The organism is Corallincola platygyrae (assembly GCF_039544265.1).
GTDB lineage: Bacteria > Pseudomonadota > Gammaproteobacteria > Enterobacterales > Neiellaceae > Corallincola > Corallincola platygyrae.
This window is the reverse complement of sequence record NZ_BAABLI010000016.1, coordinates 53,507-72,609: the sequence shown is the minus strand read 5'-3', so window position 1 is coordinate 72,609 and position 19,103 is coordinate 53,507. Positions and strand designations below refer to the sequence as shown.

Below are 19,103 nucleotides of genomic sequence, written 5' to 3'. Positions count from 1 at the left end.
CGCTCCTTGTTTTAATCCTTGGTCGAGTTCCGGTACTTATGTACCGCTGCAGTAATCGCTGCAACGATTGAAGGGCTCAGCCCGGGGGCTGTTGCAGTTGGTTTTGGTGTTGCTACTTCCGGCTCCTCACCTCCCGCAATTCGTGCTAACAAATTAACACCAACAACGAGCACGCTAAGGAACAGAAAGACAAATATCATCCCTACGGCCATGATACTGGCAGCATCGAGTAACAGTTCGCTGATACTAGTCATCAGAACTCATCCTGTAATTTTTTTTCAGTTTCCTGACGATAACGCCTAGAAGTACCACGGCATATTGTAAAAATCAAACAAGATCTGCATATCTAGTCACTTTTATGCGCATAAATATTAGGTTTTAAGTGACTAAATCACATAATTGTAATTTTATATGCAAACTTGTGTTCGCCATATCTGACTAGCAGCTGACAGGGTCAAGCTAACGACAAAGCCTACTGAACCGCATGACCCGGATCAAAGCCAACTGGTTAACTTTGCACCAGTTTTAAAAACCATGGCAAAGCGCACATTTATAACTTCAAATAGTTAACTGAAGACCCGACTGGACAGACCAGACAAGCCTGCCATGAAAATAGTGAATTTCCCATGACATGCCACTCAGTTTCTGAATCGTCGAAAAGGGCGTGCGGGCGTAAAGTGGAGAGTATTATTTCCAGAAAGGTTTGTGCAGATACAAAAAAGCCCAGCATAAGCTGGGCTTCTGAATAATGGCGCGCTCGGGAGGACTCGAACCTCCAACCGCCTGGTTCGTAGCCAGGTACTCTATCCAGTTGAGCTACGAGCGCTTGGTGCAGTGACGTAGTGTAGTACATCAATGCTTAAACTGTTTGATTAATGGCGCGCTCGGGAGGACTCGAACCTCCAACCGCCTGGTTCGTAGCCAGGTACTCTATCCAGTTGAGCTACGAGCGCGTTGCACTAAATCAATGGCGGTGAGGGAGGGATTCGAACCCTCGATGGGGCTACAAACCCCATACTCCCTTAGCAGGGGAGCGCCTTCAGCCACTCGGCCACCTCACCTTTAGTGGCGCTGAATTCTAATGAAACTGGCGCCTATGTCAAACACTTTTTAGGGGGTTTTTCTCTGTTCAACACAGATTTAATCTTTATGACCAAAAATGCATCATTTTCCTGTCATAAAACGCACAAAGCCGACTAACGTCGGCTTTGTTTTCAGGGCTGGTTCAGATTAGTAACCGCGGTTACCCTCGTCATCACCTTTCTCTGCCTGAATTCGCATGTAGATCTCTTCACGATGCACAGATACTTCTTTCGGCGCATTAACACCGATACGGACCTGATTACCTTTAACACCCAATACAGTCACAGTGACTTCATCACCAATCATCAGGGTCTCACCAACTCGACGAGTCAAAATCAGCATTCGCTTGCTCCTTCATTCCTTAAACTCTGAGTGGCGGCTCCAGAGCGCCATTAAAACTCAGGATTATTATTAACTTAGCTTATAGACAACTATTCGCTAGTAAAAGTTTAAACTTTCTTACCTGCAGATTACTCCTGCAACGGCTCTTTATCCAGATTAAATGCCGCGTGCAGGGTACGAACTGCCAATTCAAGGTACTTTTCTTCAACTAATACAGAAATCTTGATTTCTGAGGTCGAAATCTGCTGAATATTGATGCCCTCTGCGCCTAAAGACTCAAACATGGTCACAGCGACACCTGCATGACTCTTCATGCCTACACCTACAACAGAGATTTTAGCGATCTGATCATCGCCTTGCACACCTTTCGCCTGCAGCTTGTCTGCGGTTTGCTGCAGTATCTCTTTTGCGCGAGCAAAATCATTGCGATGCACGGTGAACGTGAAATCAGCAGTGTTATCGCCTACTGAATTCTGGATGATCATATCAATATCGATATTTGCATTGCCAATAGGGGCCAAGACAGATGCCGCCACATTCGGCAGATCTGGAACGCCCAAAATGGTTAGGCGAGCTTCATCTCGATTAAAAGCGATGCCAGATACCAGCGGCTTTTCCATATTCAATCCCTCATAAGTGATCAAGGTGCCCTCGCCTTCCTCAAAACTTGAAAGCACACGTAATGGCACATTGTATTTACCGGCAAACTCAACCGAACGGATCTGCAACACCTTCGCGCCAAGACTCGCCATTTCGAGCATCTCTTCGAAAGTGATGGTATTCATTTTACGTGCCGAAGGCTCTACCCGGGGATCCGTGGTATAAACGCCATCCACATCTGTATAGATCTGGCATTCATCGGCACCAATCGCAGCAGCAATAGCTACCGCAGTCGTGTCAGAACCGCCACGCCCAAGGGTAGTGATGTTGTTGTTCTCATCGACCCCCTGGAAACCCGCAACAATAGGCACCACACCTTCTGAAATGCGAGATTTGAGCAGGCTATGCTCCACATCCAGGATCCGAGCCTTACTATGCGAATCGTCGGTCAGGATTTTCACCTGGTCACCGGTAAATGACTGCGCACTGCAACCACGTTTATTTAATGCCATCGCCAACAGAGCAATCGTTACCTGCTCACCGGTAGACACCAGCACATCAATTTCGCGTGCCGGGGCTTCAGGATCAATTGCGTTCGCGAGTCCCAGTAGTCGGTTGGTCTCACCGGACATTGCTGAAACCACGACGACAACATCGTCACCGGCCAAGCGGTGACGAACCACTCGCTCTGCAACTGCCTCAATACGCTCTACAGTGCCAACCGAGGTACCACCAAATTTTTGTACTATGAGAGCCACGTTGCGCTACTCCTTTAGTTGTTACAGGCGTTCACTCAACCATTCATTTACAGACGCCAATGCATCCGGCAATGCAGCCGTGTCACTACCGCCAGCCTGGGCCATATCAGGGCGACCACCGCCCTTACCGCCAACCTGCTGCGCAACCATATTTACCAGTTCGCCCGCTTTCACCTTTGAGGTGAGATCCTTGGTTACACCAACAATCAGGCTAACCTTGTTGTCACCCGGAACGCCAAGTACAACAATGCCTGAACCCAGGCGATTCTTAAGGTCGTCAACCATACCTCGCAGACTCTTTGGATCTGCGCCATCAAGCTGATTTACCAGAACTTTAATGCCGTTAATTTCAACGACTGAGTCGGTCAGGCTGGCACCTTTGTGTTTAGCTAATTCCGCTTTCAGTTGTTCAACTTCTTTCTCAAGCGAACGCATGCGGTCGACAGTCTGACGTACACGATCTGCAATTGAGTGTGTATCACCTTTTACCAGCGAGCTCATCTCTGACATCTGGTTGCCCAGAGAGTGCATCATGTCGATAGCAGCCTGACCTGTCTGTGCCTCTATTCGACGCACGCCCGCAGCAATACCGGCTTCAGATATGATCTTAAAGAAGCCAATATCACCAGTACGCTCAACATGGGTGCCGCCACAAAGCTCGGTCGAGAATTCGCCCATGCTGACAACTCGAACATCATCGTCATACTTCTCACCAAAAAGGGCCATTGCGCCCGAGCGTTTGGCATCTTCGATGTTCATTACGTTTGTCTGAACAGGATTGTTTCGGCGGATCTGCTGATTAACGATATGTTCGATCTGTTGCAGTGTGCCTATGCTCAAACTCTCAAAGTGAGAGAAATCGAAGCGCAGGCGATCAGGGCCAACTAACGATCCTTTCTGCTGCACATGCTCACCCAGTACCTGTCGTAACGTTGCGTGCAACAGGTGAGTAGCTGAGTGGTTAAGTGCAGTCGTCTTACGATAACGCTCATCAACGTCAGCAGTGAGCTCTTCACCCACATAAATCTCACCAAACTCGACGTAACCGTGATGCACGACTGCGTTACCAGACTTCTGGGTATCAGTCACAGCGAAAGCACCATCATTCATTCTCAAAGAACCGATGTCGCCTTTCTGACCACCGCTTTCAGCGTAGAAAGGTGTATGGTCCAGAACCACGATCCCTTCCTGTCCCGCCTGCAGTCGCTCAATGGTCTCACCAGACTTGGTAAACAGTGACACAACTTTTGTGTTGTCGTTCAGCTTGTCGTAACCAACAAATTCACTGCAGTGCTGAACATTCAGATCCGCGTTGTAATCCTTATCAAAACTGCTGGCAGACTGGGCGCGTTTGCGCTGTGCTTCCATTTCTCGATCAAAACCTTCCTGATCGATTGTCAGCTCGCGCTCACGAGCAATATCTGCTGTCAGATCGGCGGGGAAGCCATAGGTATCGTAGAGTTTAAATACCAACTCACCAGGGATCTGCGTGCCTTCCAACTCAACCAGCGCATCATCCAGGATCTGAAGTCCGCGATCCAAGGTACGAGCAAACTGCTCCTCTTCTACCTTGAGTACTTTTTCGATCACCGGGATTTGGCTCTTCAACTCATCAAAAGCTGCGCCCATCTCGTTAGCCAATACCGGAACCAAGCGATTAAAGAAGGCGCCTTTGGCTCCCAGCTTGTTACCGTGGCGTACGGCACGACGGATAATTCGGCGTAAGACATAACCACGGCCTTCGTTTGAAGGCATTACACCGTCGGCAATTAAGAAAGCACACGAACGAATGTGGTCGGCGATCACTCGCAACGACTTGCTTTCCAAATCTTCAGTGCCAATGATCTGCGCAGCGTGCTTAATCAGGGTCTGGAAAATATCGATCTCATAGTTGGAATGCACGCCCTGCAAAATCGCTGCGATACGCTCCAAGCCCATGCCCGTATCAACAGATGGGTTAGGTAGTGGATCCATGGTTCCGTCGGCTTGACGGTTAAACTGCATGAAGACCACGTTCCAGATTTCAATGAAGCGATCGCCATCTTCTTCCGGAGATCCTGGAGGCCCACCCCAAATATGTTCGCCGTGATCATAAAAAATCTCAGTGCATGGTCCACAAGGGCCGGTATCACCCATTTGCCAGAAGTTATCTGACTCAAATTTTTTCTCTGGTGACTTATCACCGATGCGAACAATACGATCTGCAGGAACACCGATCTGCTCGTTCCAGATCTGAAATGCTTCGTCATCAGTCTCGTAGACAGTTACCAAGAGGCGCTCTTTAGGAAGCTTGGCTACCTCGGTCAGAAACTCCCAAGCGTAGTTGATCGCTTCTTTCTTGAAGTAATCACCAAAACTGAAGTTACCCAGCATTTCGAAGAAGGTGTGGTGGCGAGCAGTGTAACCAACATTCTCTAAATCGTTGTGCTTACCACCGGCACGAACACAGCGCTGCGAAGAGGCGGCTCTTACGTAACTACGCTGCTCTTTGCCCAGGAACACATCTTTGAATTGGTTCATACCGGCATTGGTGAACAACAGCGTTGGGTCATCGTGAGGCACAAGTGAGCTGCTGCTCACAAGCTGGTGGCCCTTCGTTCGGAAAAATTCGAGAAACGCTTCTCGAATTTCTGCACTGGTCATATACATACTGAGATCCCGACAAACAGGTGCGATACATTCAGCTTCAGTGAAAAACTAAGCTGAATCACTAAGAATTTTCGAACCGACAATTATATGCGTTGATGACGAAGGAACAACCACTTGTTCCTATGCAGGCGCGAAAATAGATCAAAAAAGGGCTCTATGAGCCCTTTTGTTCTACTAAGCAGGTAGGTGTTAACCGTAAAACGGCGTTCTCAGGCGAAAATCTAACAGGGTACCGGCTGGGATCTGGATGTGGTTCTTACCGAATAATACAGAAGCGCCCAATCCAACTTTGGCTCCGGTTTTAGCGCCATCACTACCATCAATCAATCCGCCAATAGCAGCACCTCTCGCGGTACGTCCAACGGTGCCTCGAGCAGCACTGTCTCCGGTAGCCTGCAACTGGCCAGTAACGATAGGTTTCATCTGGTTGTTAACCATCACCTCAGTCAGTTCCAAGACAATGGCCGGCTTGCCCATCAAACGGCCTGAAGAATCAGCCTCTATCACCCGACCATAGACTTGAGTACCACGGGGCGCAATGACTGTGCCATTTGATGCCACGAGGTCGGCTTCAAGGACTGCAGTAAAGCGCTGACCCTTGCCTGTTTTACGGGTATCTAACGCGTCACTTAGTCTGACGGTCAACTGCGTGCCTGCAGCCACTTCTGCTGGCGCAGCCGCTTGTGGAGCCGGTGCTGCCTGTGGGGCCGGTTGAGCGGCTGGCGCTTGCTGTGCAGGCGCAGTTCCTGCTGTACCAAAGTCAATACCCGCCACCTGGTCAGTGGGGAACCATTGGTCCTGTCCGTTGACATTAAATGTGACCATATTTTGATCGCGAGAGACGAGGGTACCTTCAATCACACGACCATCCTTGAGTCGAAGTGTATCTGCCAATGCGGCGCCAGATAACATCAGAAATATCAGGGTGAAAACCGATGCACACGTCGAACAGATCTTTTTCATAGTTTCTCCATCAAGCAACTAAAACGGATTGTTGCTAATTGACAACGTTCGTTAAGAGTATGAAAAGGAAGAATAGTTCATTATTTATACATGTTCTGGACCTGATCGTAACTAAAGCCACGATAGATCAAAAAACGAATCTGCTTAGCACGTTCTTCATGGGATTTTGGAGCTGCACTGAAACGCCTTTCAGCGCATTGAATAAGTGCTTGTTGCCAGTCAATGCCATTGTTAGCAAAAGCTTGTTCAATCAGGTAACTGTCTATGCCTCGCTCGCTCAACTCAGCACGAATTCGTTGTGGGCCATAACCAGCATCACTACGACGCCTGCAATAACTCTCGCAAAAACGGGCCTCATCCAGCCAGCCTTCGGATAGACAATGTTCAATGACGGGGGAAATATCGGCGGAATTGAATTTTCGTTGGCGCAGCTTATTCACCAACTCTTTTTCGGAGTGATCACGCCGCCCCAACAGGCGCAGGGCGGCGTTTAATACATCTTTATTCAAACCAGAAGTTACAGCTCTTCACCAACTTCAGGTGCCAGCTCATCTTCTTGGCCTTCCTGCTTAGGCTTGAGCAAAAGCATGTCTCGCAGCTTGGCTTCTACCTCGACTGCCAGTTCAGGATTCTCTTTAAAGTAACGCATGGCATTTGCTTTACCCTGCCCTACTTTGTCACCGTTGTAGCTGTACCAGGCACCCGCTTTTTCAACCAGCTTATGCTGCACCCCCAAATCAATCAGCTCGCCAACTTTAGAGATACCTTCGCCGTACATGATTTGGAACTCTGCCTGTTTAAACGGCGGAGCAACCTTATTCTTCACTACCTTAACGCGGGTTTCGTTACCCACAACTTCGTCGCCGTCTTTAACTGCACCGGTACGACGAATATCCAAACGAACCGATGAGTAAAACTTCAGCGCGTTACCACCCGTGGTGGTTTCCGGGTTACCAAACATCACACCGATCTTCATACGGATCTGGTTAATGAAGATACACAAGGTGTTAGAGCGCTTAATATTACCGGTAAGCTTTCGCAGCGCCTGCGACATCAAACGCGCTTGAAGACCTACGTGGGAATCACCCATATCGCCTTCGATTTCCGCTTTAGGTGTCAATGCGGCAACGGAGTCAACAATCACAACATCAACTGCGCCAGAACGAACCAGCATGTCACATATCTCAAGCGCCTGTTCACCCGTGTCAGGCTGAGACACGAGCAAGTCATCAACATTCACACCTAGCTTGGCTGCGTAAACAGGATCCAATGCGTGTTCAGCATCAACGAATGCACAGGTTTTGCCCGCGCGTTGTGCCTGAGCAATCACTTGCAGCGTTAGTGTGGTTTTACCGGATGATTCTGGACCATAGATTTCAACAATACGCCCCATCGGCAAGCCGCCAATACCCAGGGCGATGTCTAGCCCAAGTGAGCCGGTTGATACGGCTTCGATATCCAACGCCTGAGAATCTCCCAGTCGCATGATAGAGCCTTTACCGAATTGGCGTTCAATTTGAGACAGCGCCGCTGACAGTGCTTTTGATTTATTGTTGTCCATTTTCATCTCCACGGGACAGGTTCGCCCTGACAATTACTGCTCAGTATACTGTACGCTCATACAGTATCAACCCTCACCAACAACAATTTTTTTTAATCATTAAAAACATGATGTTACAGACCGTGTACAGTATTAAAAATAGAAACCACTGTATAAATGTGACGAAGAATATTTCTATTTACTTTGGACTGGATATGTAACCTGGCCAGTTTTTTCAATGTTCAGGATGCCGTATCCTATGGCACATCTGGCAGCAACGCTCTCATTAGCAAGAATTAGTAATTTCATGACTGCACCTTCCCTCAGCGATACACAACTCTCCCAGCACACGCCCATGATGCAGCAGTACCTGCGTTTAAAGGCTGAACACCCGGATATCTTGCTGTTCTACCGCATGGGAGACTTTTACGAACTGTTTTATGACGATGCTAAGCGCGCTAGTGAGTTACTGGATATATCTTTAACCCACAGAGGACGGTCTGCTGGCGATCCCATCCCTATGGCCGGTGTTCCCTATCACGCAGTGGAAGGTTACTTGGCACGCATGGTTCAGCTCGGTGAATCAGTGGCCATATGTGAGCAGGTGGGCGATCCTGCCACCAGTAAAGGGCCCGTAGAGCGTAAAGTCGTGCGTATCGTGACGCCCGGTACCGTCACCGATGAGGCGCTACTGGATGAACGTCATGACAACTTGCTTGCCGCGATTAGTGAAAATAATGGCCTTTTTGGCTATGCAACACTCGACCTGACCAGTGGTCGATTCCAGGTCTGCCAACTAGGGACCGAAGAAGCCGTACAAGCCGAGTTGCAACGTACTCAACCCGCGGAACTCCTCTATTCTGAAACCATGGATACCCTGCTCATAGAGGGAATCAGTGGCGTTCGCCGCCGCCCAGAATGGGAGTTTGAGCTGGCAACGGCGACAGCTCAGTTGTGTCAGCAGTTTGCCACCAAAGATCTGAAAGGCTTTGGCGTGGAAGCACTTCCTGAAGCGCTCAAAGCGGCTGGTGCCCTGTTGCAATACGTCAAAGACACACAACGTACGGCGTTGCCTCATATCGACAAGATCCAGGTAGAGCAGCATAACGATGCCGTCGTCCTCGATGCAGCGACCCGTCGCAACCTTGAGTTGACGCAAAACCTGTCAGGCGGCTACGAAAACACCTTGGCATCGGTCTTGGACGGCACTGCCACTGCGATGGGGAGCCGTTTACTGAAACGCTGGCTGCACCGCCCTCTCAGGGACAATAAGCTGATCAACAGCAGACAAGAAGCAATCGCAGACCTGATTGATGGCATCGTCACCGATGAGCTTCAACAAATACTTAAGGGCGTCAGCGATGTAGAACGTGCACTGGCGCGCCTGGCACTGCGCTCAGCCAGACCAAGAGATTTTACCCGTATTCGTTCGACACTGGCCTTGCTGCCAGACCTGGCGGAACTTCTGTCGTCATTGGGCTCAGTAAAACTCGCCGAGTTACTTTCTGCGTGCCAGCCTCAGCCAGAGCTTCATAGCCTTTTAAGCCAGGCGATTATTGAACAACCTCCTGTCTTAATCAGGGATGGGGGGGTGATAGCAGAGGGTTACAATGAAGAGCTGGATGAATGGCGCTCGCTGGCGAAAAATGCCACCGGCTTTTTGGAAGAACTTGAAGTTCGGGAACGAGAGCGTACAGGTATTCCCACGTTGAAAGTCGGCTTTAATCGAGTTCACGGTTATTACATTGAAATCAGCCGCAGTTATTCTGATTGTGTCCCTGCGGAGTACGTGCGTCGCCAAACCCTCAAGAATAACGAACGCTATATCATTCCTGAGCTTAAAACCTACGAAGACAAAGTGCTGACTGCGCAAAGTAAAGCATTAGCTTTGGAGAAGCAGCTTTACGAAGAGCTGTTTGATATTTTCATGCCGCACCTGGCAACACTGCAGCGGATGGCCAATGCCATTGCAGAAATCGACGTTCTGAATAACCTCGCCAATAAGGCTGAGCAAAATCAGTATTGCCGTCCCAAGCTTTCGTCTGACGTTGGCATACATATCGACGGCGGTCGGCACCCCGTCGTTGAGCAGGTGATGAATGAACCATTTATTGCCAACCCGGTAGAACTCTCAAACCAACGCCGCATGTTGATCGTTACCGGTCCAAATATGGGTGGTAAGTCGACCTATATGCGACAAACGGCGTTGATAACATTGATGGCTTATATTGGCAGTTTCGTGCCTGCAGAGCAGGCCACCATAGGGCCAGTAGACAGAATTTTCACACGCATCGGCGCCTCTGATGATTTGGCCAGTGGTCGCTCCACCTTTATGGTTGAGATGACAGAAACCGCCAATATCTTAAACAATGCCACCAAACACAGTCTGGTACTGATGGACGAAATTGGTCGTGGCACCAGTACCTATGACGGCCTCTCGCTGGCATGGGCCTGTGCAGAACAATTGGCCATACAGATCAATGCCATGACACTTTTTGCGACCCACTATTTTGAGTTGACCAGCCTGCCTGACCAGTTACCAAATCTGGCAAACGTACATCTGGATGCGGTAGAACACGGCGATACGATCGCCTTTATGCACGCCGTACAGGAAGGCCCTGCCAGCCGCAGTTATGGTCTGCAGGTTGCTCAGCTTGCAGGGGTACCCAAGCGAGTAGTAAAAAGGGCCCAGGCCAAACTTCATCAGCTGGAGTCTCAATCAAACAATAAAGCGGAAGTCAGCAATCAATCCGCCTCAGTGCAGCAGTTGGATATGCTGATTGAACCGGATCCCGTTGTTGAAGCGATTGATACTTCAGATCCTGACCAAATGACTCCAAGAGAAGCGTTGGACTTTTTGTATCGACTCAAAGCAATGCGCGAGCACTAATCTGAATTTCGAATCGAATAACAAAACGCTCGAATGAACGAATGCCAGTCAGTTCAACTGACTGGCTTGGCTATGCGATAGACGGTATCGACTCACCAAATTTAATTTGGTGCAGCTCTATTCGGGAGTAGGCCATCATCATGCAAATCACCCTCCCCTCACCATATCTGGTCGTTTACTTAGTTGCGACTAAGACAGGGTTCGGAATTAGAAAGTAACTAGGGCCTGTTAACCTTTGCTGTTTGCTTTTGCAGTAATATGTTGGTGATTTAAGCAAGACAGAGGCTGTGAAGTTGAGTGGCCCTCAATAAATAGCCGATAACGAAGCATAAATCGCCAACAAATGCTGCCCCTTCTTTTGAAGGAAATGGGGTTCGTTGAAACACGTTCTGCGCTGCGTCATTCACTACTTACTTAGATCGCTAAGCTACGTAGCTCACTTCTTGCTCAAAACGTGTTTCATTCGAACAAAATCCATACATAAAAGGTCAACAGGCCCTAACAACTCACTCTATTTCGCTTAGAAAAAACTATCCCTGTTATAGCCAGGAGTAGCAGAGCCAATACTGATGGCTCAGGCACTGAAACTGTCTCCATCACCAGGGATGTACCGCCTTCGGGTGTGACGCAACGACATCCGGCCCTGTACTTACCGATCTTCCAGGTCAGTATCGCCTTGCCATCCTCAAGTACAGAAAGGTCTGTAAGATCAAAGCTAAAATTCACGCCCATGCCAAATCCCTGCGCTCCAAGAAGAACACCGTCGAGATAAAATTTGGCTGAGTCCATAAAAGCGATCTCGTAATCCGAGAACTCAACCCAAGCACTCTCAACCCTATTGCTACCTAGATCGAATGAAAAAGTTGCCAGTGTCCCGCCAGGGCTGGTGTGATAGCGGGAACCAGGGGCATCGACTTTGATAATGCTTGCATTCGCTGTGGCTGCGAACAGACAAGAACATGCAAAAAGCACTTTTACAAACAGTCCTTTCATTTCAGTTTTCCTTTCAGGGTTGAGCCAATTGCTTTGGCAGTGTTGCTTCAGTTTTTCCAAGTACCAGCTAAAGCCAGGACAGACAGATTGATTGATTGATTTCAGAATCAAAAAAGCCACAACCGGATAGAAATCATAAGGTTGTGGCTTATATCATTTTTTAAGTACCAGCATGATTAGTAGTTGTAGGCAAACAGGGCAACCAGCCAGGCTGAAACGCCCTTGGTTACCATGTTGTAGCTGTGAGTTTTCAAGGTTTCTGAATCTACCACGCCATCATTATCATCATCGTATTGCTTGAGGTAACCACTGATACCGCCGGCTTCGTTGTAACTGTATTTCACATAGAAACTGTAGTCTTCAGTACCATCGCCATCTTTGTCCTGATAGGAGCTATATTCCCCTGTGAAACCTAGCTCCGGTGTATACATGACATAGCGTCTAGTACTGGAAAGCGTTTCGCCGTCCTTGTATATCTCCTGAAGCTCGTCGGTTGTATTGCCATCCGCATCCAGGGTGTAGATCACTTCAGATCGATAATCAGCAACACCATCGCCCTCATTGTCAGTGAAGTAGCTGTAGCCGGTCTGATGGCCGTTTTCATCATAGCTGTAGGTTTGGGTGTACTCGCCATCAAGGTCGCCCTCGCCATCGTAGCGTTTGGTGCTTAGCACAAGGATGTCGTTATTTTCGTTGTAGGTTTTAATGTCCAGGTCGTAGCTTTCATAGACACCATCAGCATCCCAATCTGAATCCTCGCGCATCTCGGTCACCAGCCCCGAGTCGTTGTAGGTGTATGTGTATAAGTTTGCAGAATCGGCCAGATCTTCTTCGTCATATTCAACAGCATAAATGGTGGCTACGGTGCCATCGCTATTGTAGGTGTAGGTCGAGATCTCTGTGTCTCCGTTGGATTTCTCCTCGGTTTCGATCTCAAGCCACCCTTTAGCGTTGTATTCATAGCGTTCGGTGGTGACTGAGTTGTAACCGCCATCACCGTTATAGTCGTAGTAAGAAACAAAGCAGGTGATCTGGCCCAGGTCGTTGTAGCTAAATACATAGCCACGCTCGAAGGTTTTGGTGCCTTCCGAATTGTACTGGGGATAGGCCTTTGACAGCATCCGGCCCATCTCGTCATATTCGAACAAGATCTCTTCAGCAACAGCGCCCAAGTCGTCCTCAATTGAAACGATGTCTTTATAGCCTTCATCGGTGTAGGTATAGGTCTGAAACTCGAGAACTCCATCTGTATCAGTATCAATAGAGGCCCAGGTGTAAACGAGCATGTCCTGTTCTGCAATGTCATACAGGTAATCCAACGACACCATTGGCGTGACAGCGCGCGTTGTATTGAGCTCGTTGGCCAGTTCGATCAGGGTCTGTTCATAGAAATCATCTGGAGAGAGCGATAGATCGACAGTCGTTTCCACACTGCCTAGGCCAGAGAATGCTGAAACGTCAAAACCATTATCTGGGTCGGCATCGATATCCAGGTTCGACAGCAGCTGAATCAAGTTAGCCAGTTTCTGGAATTCGGCAAACTCACCTTCGCTGAAGTAAGCGGTACCGAAATCATCTTCGTTATTTGGATAATCATCAGCAAGATCGGTCAGCGTTATTTCTGCACCTGCGTCAAACTCAAACAGCTGAGTTCCGAACAGTGATACCACGACCGTTTCACCGGCAACGTATTCATAGGCACCATTTTCCAACACGCCTGACTGAGTTTCAGTTTCGTAATTCAGACCAGTGATACTGATGTCTAAAATCGAACCGGTTTCTTCGCTGTTATCACCGACACCATCACCATCGCTGTCTTCCGTTTCCGTGGGATCATCCGGGAAGGCATCACTGTTATCTCCCACACCGTCGCCATCGGAATCTGCCGCTTCAGACGCATCGCTCGGGAAGACATCACTGTTATCACCTACACCGTCTCCATCGGTATCAACCGCTTCAGATGCATCGTTCGGAAAGACATCGCTGTTATCACCGACACCGTCGCCATCTGAATCCGCCGATTCAGAAGGGTCATCCGGGAAAGTATCGCTGTTATCACCGACACTATCGCCATCTGTATCTGCCGATTCAGATGCATCATTCTGGAAGACATCGCTGTTATCACCTACGCCATCACCATCTGTATCTGCCGATTCAGATGCATCATTCGGGAAGACATCGCTGTTATCACCTACGCCATCACCATCTGTATCTGCCGCTTCAGATGCATCATTCGGGAAGACATCGCTGTTATCACCTACACCGTCGCCATCTGAGTCTGCCGATTCAGATGCATCATTCGGGAAGGCATCGCTGTTATCATCCACACCGTCGCCATCTGAATCCGCCGCTTCAGAACCATCGCCGGTATCGGTATCGTCACCTGTATCAACACCTGCTCTTACACAACGAGCAAAGTTATACACATAGCGCACATCACCCTGTGGTCCATGGATGTCAGGGAAGCTATCGCCGTTAGTGACTTTGGGGTCGCTCCGTTGTGCCCCAGCTCCATGAATATCGAGCAGAGTTTCACTGTCACCAGACGTTTGGGCCTGCATATTGAAACGCCCCTGCGCTTCACCAAATGCGATATATACCGCTTTGGTAGCATCAGATTCGAGGTGAGTGGTGCTGGTCCAGTAGTAGGGATAATTGATGCTGGAGCCATCAGGATCGAGGAAGGTCGACACTTTAAACAGTGGATTAATCGCTGCACTGCCCGTGGTATCCGGAGATCGCGCGTAGTCGACAATGCTCTGCAATTCTTTGGCATTCGGCAGACGCCAGTCGTCATAGCCTGCTGAAGACAAGCTGTCACACCATGCCAGTGCTTCAACCCAATCCACACTGCCATCGCCCTGAGTGCCAACCTCGCCTGAATAGCTGCCGCTATCGTCTTGCATCCACATCAGGCCGGTTGCGTTGTCTGTTATGGTGCCATCATTGTTGTCAGAAAAATCGTTTTCAAAACTCTTTTCGCCGCGTACCAGTCTTAAATTCCAACCGGAAGTGTCAGGAGTATCCTGAGTCGGATAGCCTTTGATCCGTCCATCAGCAAAATTCACACCGAAGAAACCTTTCTGGCCAGCACTTGGTTCCTTGTTATCATCAAAAATCTTATCGACATAGAGAGTGCTGGAGATGTATTGCGCGTCGATAAATCGTGACCCCGTTGATGCGTACTCCATGTCGAAATAATGGGTATTGATAAACGGGATGGCATCGACTGGAACATCGGTGCTGTCATGGCTGGAAGTGCCGGTTGCGCCACTGAAGTCGATCAGAGAATAGAGCTCTTTAATCGTGGGCACTCGCCAGTCAGAATAACCTGCCAGTGTTGAACTGCTGGCTGTCGCGTCGGCATTGTAGAAACTGACATTGGTTATGGTTACTTCGGCCCAAATAAGCCCGGTGTGATTATCGGTAATGGTGCCGTCACCGTTATTGGTGTAGCTCGGTGCGTTGCTGGTGTACTCAGCATCCTGACCTGTATATCCTGAACCGCAGGCAATAGTGTTTCCATTACCGTCGTAACATTGGGTTTGGTTGGTATCTACTGCGACAAACTGGGTTGGGTTAAGCGGCACATCGCTGTTATCAGTATCGTCGCCTTCATCGCTATCATCGCCTGTTCCAGTGTCATCACCTATATCGGTATCGTCACCTGTGTCGGTATCATCTCCCGTATCGGTGCCTTCGCCTGAATCCGGATCCGGTTCGGTGACAACCGAATCATCTGCTGGGGGTAAAGTCTCATCTGAGTCTGCGTTACAACCGGTCAACATCAGCGTCAGTAACGCCGTACCAACTATCAAGCGCATCATAGTAATTCTCGAATCCATGTTGTTTTGATTAGTTTTCCTGAGTGTGAGCTCTGCAACTACTGCCCAGTAAAATTGGAGCTTCCTACTTAGAAGATTCCATTGGTATTACGAAGCTGTCCGCCCGCAAACAATGAATACAGGCGCATGGCGAAACTAATGCCTTCGACGGCATCCCAGTGTTCGACCAACTTTCCATCTTGCAGGCGCCAGGTATCGATGATGTTCATCCCCTGCGATTGATCACCCCGGTGCTTGGCTTTGAGCGTGGCGTGAGAGTGCAGAATCACATGGTCACCATCAATAAAGATCTGTCTGACGTCATAGCTGAATTCAGGTGAGTTCTTCACCAGGCTGCTGACGGTTTTCACTACCCCCTCAATGCCATCGGCGATAGTTCTGTTGTGCTGTATGTAACGCTGCCCTGAGTAACTTCTGAGCACTTCTTCGAAGTTGTGGTCGTTCATTATCAGCTGCACAAACCGAACAACGGCTTCAGCTTTCTGGCGGTCTGCTTCGCTCCAATGCGGTTTGCTGAGCGAGTCGAGATCAATGATGGGTACTGCCATTTGGGAGCCTCGAAGGTAATTCAACTGCTGCAATTTAACTTGCTTTTTGCAAGCTTATTTAATTAACTTGCACTTTGCAACATAGTTGCAACTGTTTGAGATCAACCTTTCAACCTTTTTACTGCGCAATTGATAGCGCTAATCTGGCGTTAGTGAGGTTCAATGCAAACTATGGGAAGGCGAAAAACACGCGTCATTAACGACTCTCAGACTTCAGAGCCGTTGCAATCTGATATACCGCTTGAGTTGAATATGGTAGTGTTCAGACCTGTTTATATGTTGAGAATTGTCGCTCAAGCATGAGGAAATAAGGGGCTTTGGACGGCAAGGTTCCAGAAAAATGCAGCTTCATCTTTTTCCAGGCTAACTGAAAACCAACTATGCCAAGACGCTCAGACTGCCCTATTTCTTACATACTGGATCTTGTCGGTGACAAATGGAGCCTGCTGATCCTGCGTGACTTGATGTTTTTTGGAAAAAACACTTACTCCGGCTTATTGGCGTCGGATGAAAAGATGGCAACAAACATCCTCTCCAATCGCTTGGAACGACTAGAGCAAGATCAGCTGATTACCAAACAACCTGACGAAAAAGACAAACGAAAGAAAGTCTACTCCTTAACTCAGGCCGGTATCGACATGATGCCAGTGCTGTTAGAAATGATTGTCTGGAGCACCAAGTACGAACCCGAAACCAATACTCATCCAGAGTTTGCGGAAAGAGCAAAAAACGATCGCGAAAATTTGGTTAGGGATATGCGGGCAATGTTAGAGAGCAAATAGAGCCACAATCAAATAAGGTTCCCGGCTCTACCTTCCTCAGGTTGAATATAGGCATTGTGATGGCTTACTCGATGAAGGGAACAGAGCCGAATCAAACCAGCGACAGTCAGCCGATCTTGTTTATCTTAAAAAAATGCCAGTCAGTTTAACTGACTGGCATTTCTTCATTCGAATGGCTCTTACTATCTGCCCTAGTACCTGCTTTTACACGCGGAACAAGCTTTCCACAGACAATCCTTGACTCATCAAAATATCCCTGAGACGACGCAACGCTTCGACCTGGATCTGACGAACACGCTCTCTCGTCAAACCGATCTCATGCCCTACATCTTCCAGAGTCGATGGTTCATATCCCAACAAACCAAATCGACGCGCCAGCACTTCTCGCTGTTTAGAGTTCAACTCACCTAACCAGTGAACAATACTGTCTTGGATATCTTTGTCCTGAAGATTAACTTCGGGGCCACCGTCATTTTCGTCAGCAATGATATCCAGCAACGCTTTATCTGTTTCTCCGCCGATTGGCGTGTCTACCGAGCTAATACGCTCATTCAAGCGAAGCATCTTACGAACATCATCGACGGGGCGATCCAACTCTTCAGCTATCTCATCTGGGGTTGGTTCATGATCCAGTTTGTGGGCCAATTCACGTGCCGTTCTCAGATAGACATTCAACTCTTTGACTACATGGATAGGCAAACGAATGGTACGCGTCTGGTTCATGATGGCCCGCTCAATCGTCTGACGGATCCACCAAGTGGCGTAGGTAGAGAATCTGAACCCGCGTTCAGGGTCGAACTTTTCAACCGCACGAATAAGGCCAAGGTTACCCTCTTCGATAAGGTCCAGCAGGGCTAAACCACGGTTGTTGTATCGTCTGGCTATTTTAACAACAAGGCGGAGGTTGCTTTCAATCATTCGCTTACGCGAAGCCTCACACCCTCTTAGTGAACGCCTGGAGAAATACACTTCTTCTTCTGCGGTAAGCAGGGGAGAAAAACCAATTTCGCTTAGATAAAGCTGGGTAGCATCCAGGTTTTTCTGCAGGTCTTCTTGCGTCAGGTCATCACTCATCAGGGCGTCTTTTCCTTTGCCCTCTTTATCATCACCTGATTCGGCTTTCGCCGGGCTTTCCTGATCCTCTTCCATTGGATCCATCACCATCTCTTCTTCAGAAGCATTAACACGGCCCATACGCAGTCTCCCACTCTGTCTACTAACAAGACCAAACTACGGCTAAGTAACGCTTTTGGATTTAGCGCTTTTTGGGCAAATACCGCGTCGGATTAACCGACGCTCCCCGATAACGGATTTCAAAGTGCAATTTCACACGCTCAGCACCGCTACTTCCCATATCGGCGATATGCTGCCCGGCTCGCACCCACTGCTGCTCTTTCACACGCAGCCGACTGTTGTGGGCATAAGCACTCAGGTAGTCCTCGCTGTGCTTTATTATTATTAGTTGCCCATAGCCCCTTAACGCGCTGCCCGAATAAACCACTTTGCCATCTGCGGCAGCGTAAATCGGGTCACCCTTCTTACCTGCAAAGTCGATACCTTTGGTTCCTTGCTCCTTGCTATTGAACCAGGAGATAACCTTGCCTTTAGAGGGCCAGCGCCAACGACTTACCTTCGAGGGATATTTCTCTCCGGAAGCGGGCTTGGGTTTGGCGTTTTTTTCACCGCCTTTGCCAGAGTAATCCTTGCCTTTTTTCGGATCAACCTTCGCCGGGGGTGGCTGAGTCACAGTTTTACTGGTTGCTGGAGGTTTTGTCGGCTTTCTTGACACTTGGCCGGAGCTAGTGGGAGATGGCGCACGTAATTTGAGGGTTTGGCCGGGAAAAATCGTATAAGGCGGAGAAATTTTGTTTAATTTTGCCAACTCCCTCACATCACTACCTGCAGCAAAGGCAATGGCATAGAGAGTTTCTCCCTTTTTTACCTTGTAAGTGGACGCCTTGAGACGTCCACGCTTCTCTTCTGTATATTCAGACTTTTTACTGAGTTCGCTGACTGGCGCTGGCTGATGGGTTTTCGAAGAGCAAGACGCAAGCGCAACTACCGCTATGAGCGGTAGCCACCATCCACGTCTCTGTGTTTTAACTTTCCT

14 protein-coding genes and 3 tRNA genes are annotated in these 19,103 nt (G+C 48.7%); 2 read left to right on the top strand and 15 right to left on the bottom strand.

The genetic code is table 11. From position 1 onward, the window contains the following. Positions 1 to 11 precede the first annotated feature (11 nt). From ABEA14_RS14340 to recA, 10 genes are all read right to left on the bottom strand, one after another. Complete coding sequence (locus ABEA14_RS14340) at positions 12 to 254, bottom strand: oxaloacetate decarboxylase subunit gamma (protein WP_345340719.1); 243 nt, start codon at positions 252 to 254, stop codon at positions 12 to 14. 495 nt (positions 255 to 749) lie between these two features. Further along, positions 750 to 826 (bottom strand) — tRNA-Arg (locus ABEA14_RS14335). Positions 827 to 876: 50 nt separating this feature from the next. Continuing rightward, a tRNA-Arg gene (locus ABEA14_RS14330) sits at positions 877 to 953 on the bottom strand. A 15-nt stretch (positions 954 to 968) separates the two neighbouring features. After that, positions 969 to 1,061: transfer RNA gene (locus ABEA14_RS14325), tRNA-Ser, on the bottom strand. A 169-nt stretch (positions 1,062 to 1,230) separates the two neighbouring features. Then, entirely contained in the window at positions 1,231 to 1,425 is a 195-nt protein-coding gene (gene csrA / locus ABEA14_RS14320; RefSeq protein WP_345340718.1) for a carbon storage regulator CsrA, read from the bottom strand. 128 nt (positions 1,426 to 1,553) lie between these two features. After that, positions 1,554 to 2,783, bottom strand: coding sequence for an aspartate kinase (locus ABEA14_RS14315; RefSeq protein WP_345340717.1), 1,230 nt, complete (start codon positions 2,781 to 2,783; stop codon positions 1,554 to 1,556). A gap of 21 nt (positions 2,784 to 2,804) precedes the next feature. Beyond that, positions 2,805 to 5,432 (bottom strand): alanine--tRNA ligase, encoded by a 2,628-nt coding sequence (gene alaS / locus ABEA14_RS14310; RefSeq protein ID WP_345340716.1) that lies wholly within the window; start codon positions 5,430 to 5,432, stop codon positions 2,805 to 2,807. Positions 5,433 to 5,621: 189 nt separating this feature from the next. Further along, the gene (locus ABEA14_RS14305; RefSeq protein ID WP_345340715.1) at positions 5,622 to 6,395 is read right to left on the bottom strand and encodes a hypothetical protein; all 774 of its coding nucleotides are present in this window, start codon (positions 6,393 to 6,395) and stop codon (positions 5,622 to 5,624) included. A gap of 80 nt (positions 6,396 to 6,475) precedes the next feature. Next, positions 6,476 to 6,904, bottom strand: a complete 429-nt coding sequence (locus ABEA14_RS14300; RefSeq protein ID WP_345340714.1) for a regulatory protein RecX — start codon at positions 6,902 to 6,904, stop codon at positions 6,476 to 6,478. Positions 6,905 to 6,912: 8 nt separating this feature from the next. Further along, entirely contained in the window at positions 6,913 to 7,956 is a 1,044-nt protein-coding gene (recA, locus tag ABEA14_RS14295) for a recombinase RecA (RefSeq protein ID WP_345340713.1), read from the bottom strand. A 286-nt stretch (positions 7,957 to 8,242) separates the two neighbouring features. On the opposite strand from recA, the gene mutS reads away from it, so the two are divergent. Next, positions 8,243 to 10,825 carry a DNA mismatch repair protein MutS gene (gene mutS, locus ABEA14_RS14290; protein WP_345340712.1) on the top strand — a complete coding sequence of 861 codons (2,583 nt, stop codon included), beginning with the start codon at positions 8,243 to 8,245 and terminating at the stop codon, positions 10,823 to 10,825. 498 nt (positions 10,826 to 11,323) lie between these two features. Here the strand turns inward: mutS and ABEA14_RS14285 are convergent, their stop codons facing one another. The 3 genes from ABEA14_RS14285 to ABEA14_RS14275 form a co-directional block, all read right to left on the bottom strand. Then, the gene (locus ABEA14_RS14285) at positions 11,324 to 11,818 is read right to left on the bottom strand and encodes a PEP-CTERM sorting domain-containing protein (protein ID WP_345340711.1); all 495 of its coding nucleotides are present in this window, start codon (positions 11,816 to 11,818) and stop codon (positions 11,324 to 11,326) included. Positions 11,819 to 11,994: 176 nt separating this feature from the next. Next, complete coding sequence (locus ABEA14_RS14280; RefSeq protein WP_345340710.1) at positions 11,995 to 15,645, bottom strand: Lcl domain-containing protein; 3,651 nt, start codon at positions 15,643 to 15,645, stop codon at positions 11,995 to 11,997. A gap of 86 nt (positions 15,646 to 15,731) precedes the next feature. Beyond that, positions 15,732 to 16,211: a nuclear transport factor 2 family protein gene (locus tag ABEA14_RS14275; protein ID WP_345340709.1), complete on the bottom strand. Its 480-nt coding sequence runs from the start codon at positions 16,209 to 16,211 to the stop codon at positions 15,732 to 15,734. Between the two features lie 380 nt (positions 16,212 to 16,591). On the opposite strand from ABEA14_RS14275, the gene ABEA14_RS14270 reads away from it, so the two are divergent. Further along, the gene (locus tag ABEA14_RS14270) at positions 16,592 to 16,993 is read left to right on the top strand and encodes a winged helix-turn-helix transcriptional regulator (protein ID WP_345340708.1); all 402 of its coding nucleotides are present in this window, start codon (positions 16,592 to 16,594) and stop codon (positions 16,991 to 16,993) included. Between the two features lie 204 nt (positions 16,994 to 17,197). Here the strand turns inward: ABEA14_RS14270 and rpoS are convergent, their stop codons facing one another. After that, the gene (rpoS, locus tag ABEA14_RS14265; protein WP_345340707.1) at positions 17,198 to 18,187 is read right to left on the bottom strand and encodes an RNA polymerase sigma factor RpoS; all 990 of its coding nucleotides are present in this window, start codon (positions 18,185 to 18,187) and stop codon (positions 17,198 to 17,200) included. Between the two features lie 61 nt (positions 18,188 to 18,248). Beyond that, a complete protein-coding gene (locus tag ABEA14_RS14260; protein ID WP_345340792.1) occupies positions 18,249 to 18,740 on the bottom strand; it encodes a peptidoglycan DD-metalloendopeptidase family protein in 492 nt (163 codons plus the stop codon). Between the last annotated feature and the right edge of the window lie 363 nt (positions 18,741 to 19,103).

What these genes read in the sequence shown, in the direction of transcription:
- ABEA14_RS14340 (WP_345340719.1), bottom strand. Translation starts at nt 254, where the DNA reads ATGACTAGTATCAGCGAACTGTTACTCGATGCTGCCAGTATCATGGCC.
- ABEA14_RS14280 (WP_345340710.1), bottom strand. Translation starts at nt 15,645, where the DNA reads ATGATGCGCTTGATAGTTGGTACGGCGTTACTGACGCTGATGTTGACC.
- ABEA14_RS14275 (WP_345340709.1), bottom strand. Translation starts at nt 16,211, where the DNA reads ATGGCAGTACCCATCATTGATCTCGACTCGCTCAGCAAACCGCATTGG.
- csrA (WP_345340718.1), bottom strand. Translation starts at nt 1,425, where the DNA reads ATGCTGATTTTGACTCGTCGAGTTGGTGAGACCCTGATGATTGGTGAT.
- rpoS (WP_345340707.1), bottom strand. Translation starts at nt 18,187, where the DNA reads ATGGGCCGTGTTAATGCTTCTGAAGAAGAGATGGTGATGGATCCAATG.
- ABEA14_RS14305 (WP_345340715.1), bottom strand. Translation starts at nt 6,395, where the DNA reads ATGAAAAAGATCTGTTCGACGTGTGCATCGGTTTTCACCCTGATATTT.
- ABEA14_RS14270 (WP_345340708.1), top strand. Translation starts at nt 16,592, where the DNA reads ATGCCAAGACGCTCAGACTGCCCTATTTCTTACATACTGGATCTTGTC.
- alaS (WP_345340716.1), bottom strand. Translation starts at nt 5,432, where the DNA reads ATGTATATGACCAGTGCAGAAATTCGAGAAGCGTTTCTCGAATTTTTC.
- recA (WP_345340713.1), bottom strand. Translation starts at nt 7,956, where the DNA reads ATGGACAACAATAAATCAAAAGCACTGTCAGCGGCGCTGTCTCAAATT.
- ABEA14_RS14285 (WP_345340711.1), bottom strand. Translation starts at nt 11,818, where the DNA reads ATGAAAGGACTGTTTGTAAAAGTGCTTTTTGCATGTTCTTGTCTGTTC.
- mutS (WP_345340712.1), top strand. Translation starts at nt 8,243, where the DNA reads ATGACTGCACCTTCCCTCAGCGATACACAACTCTCCCAGCACACGCCC.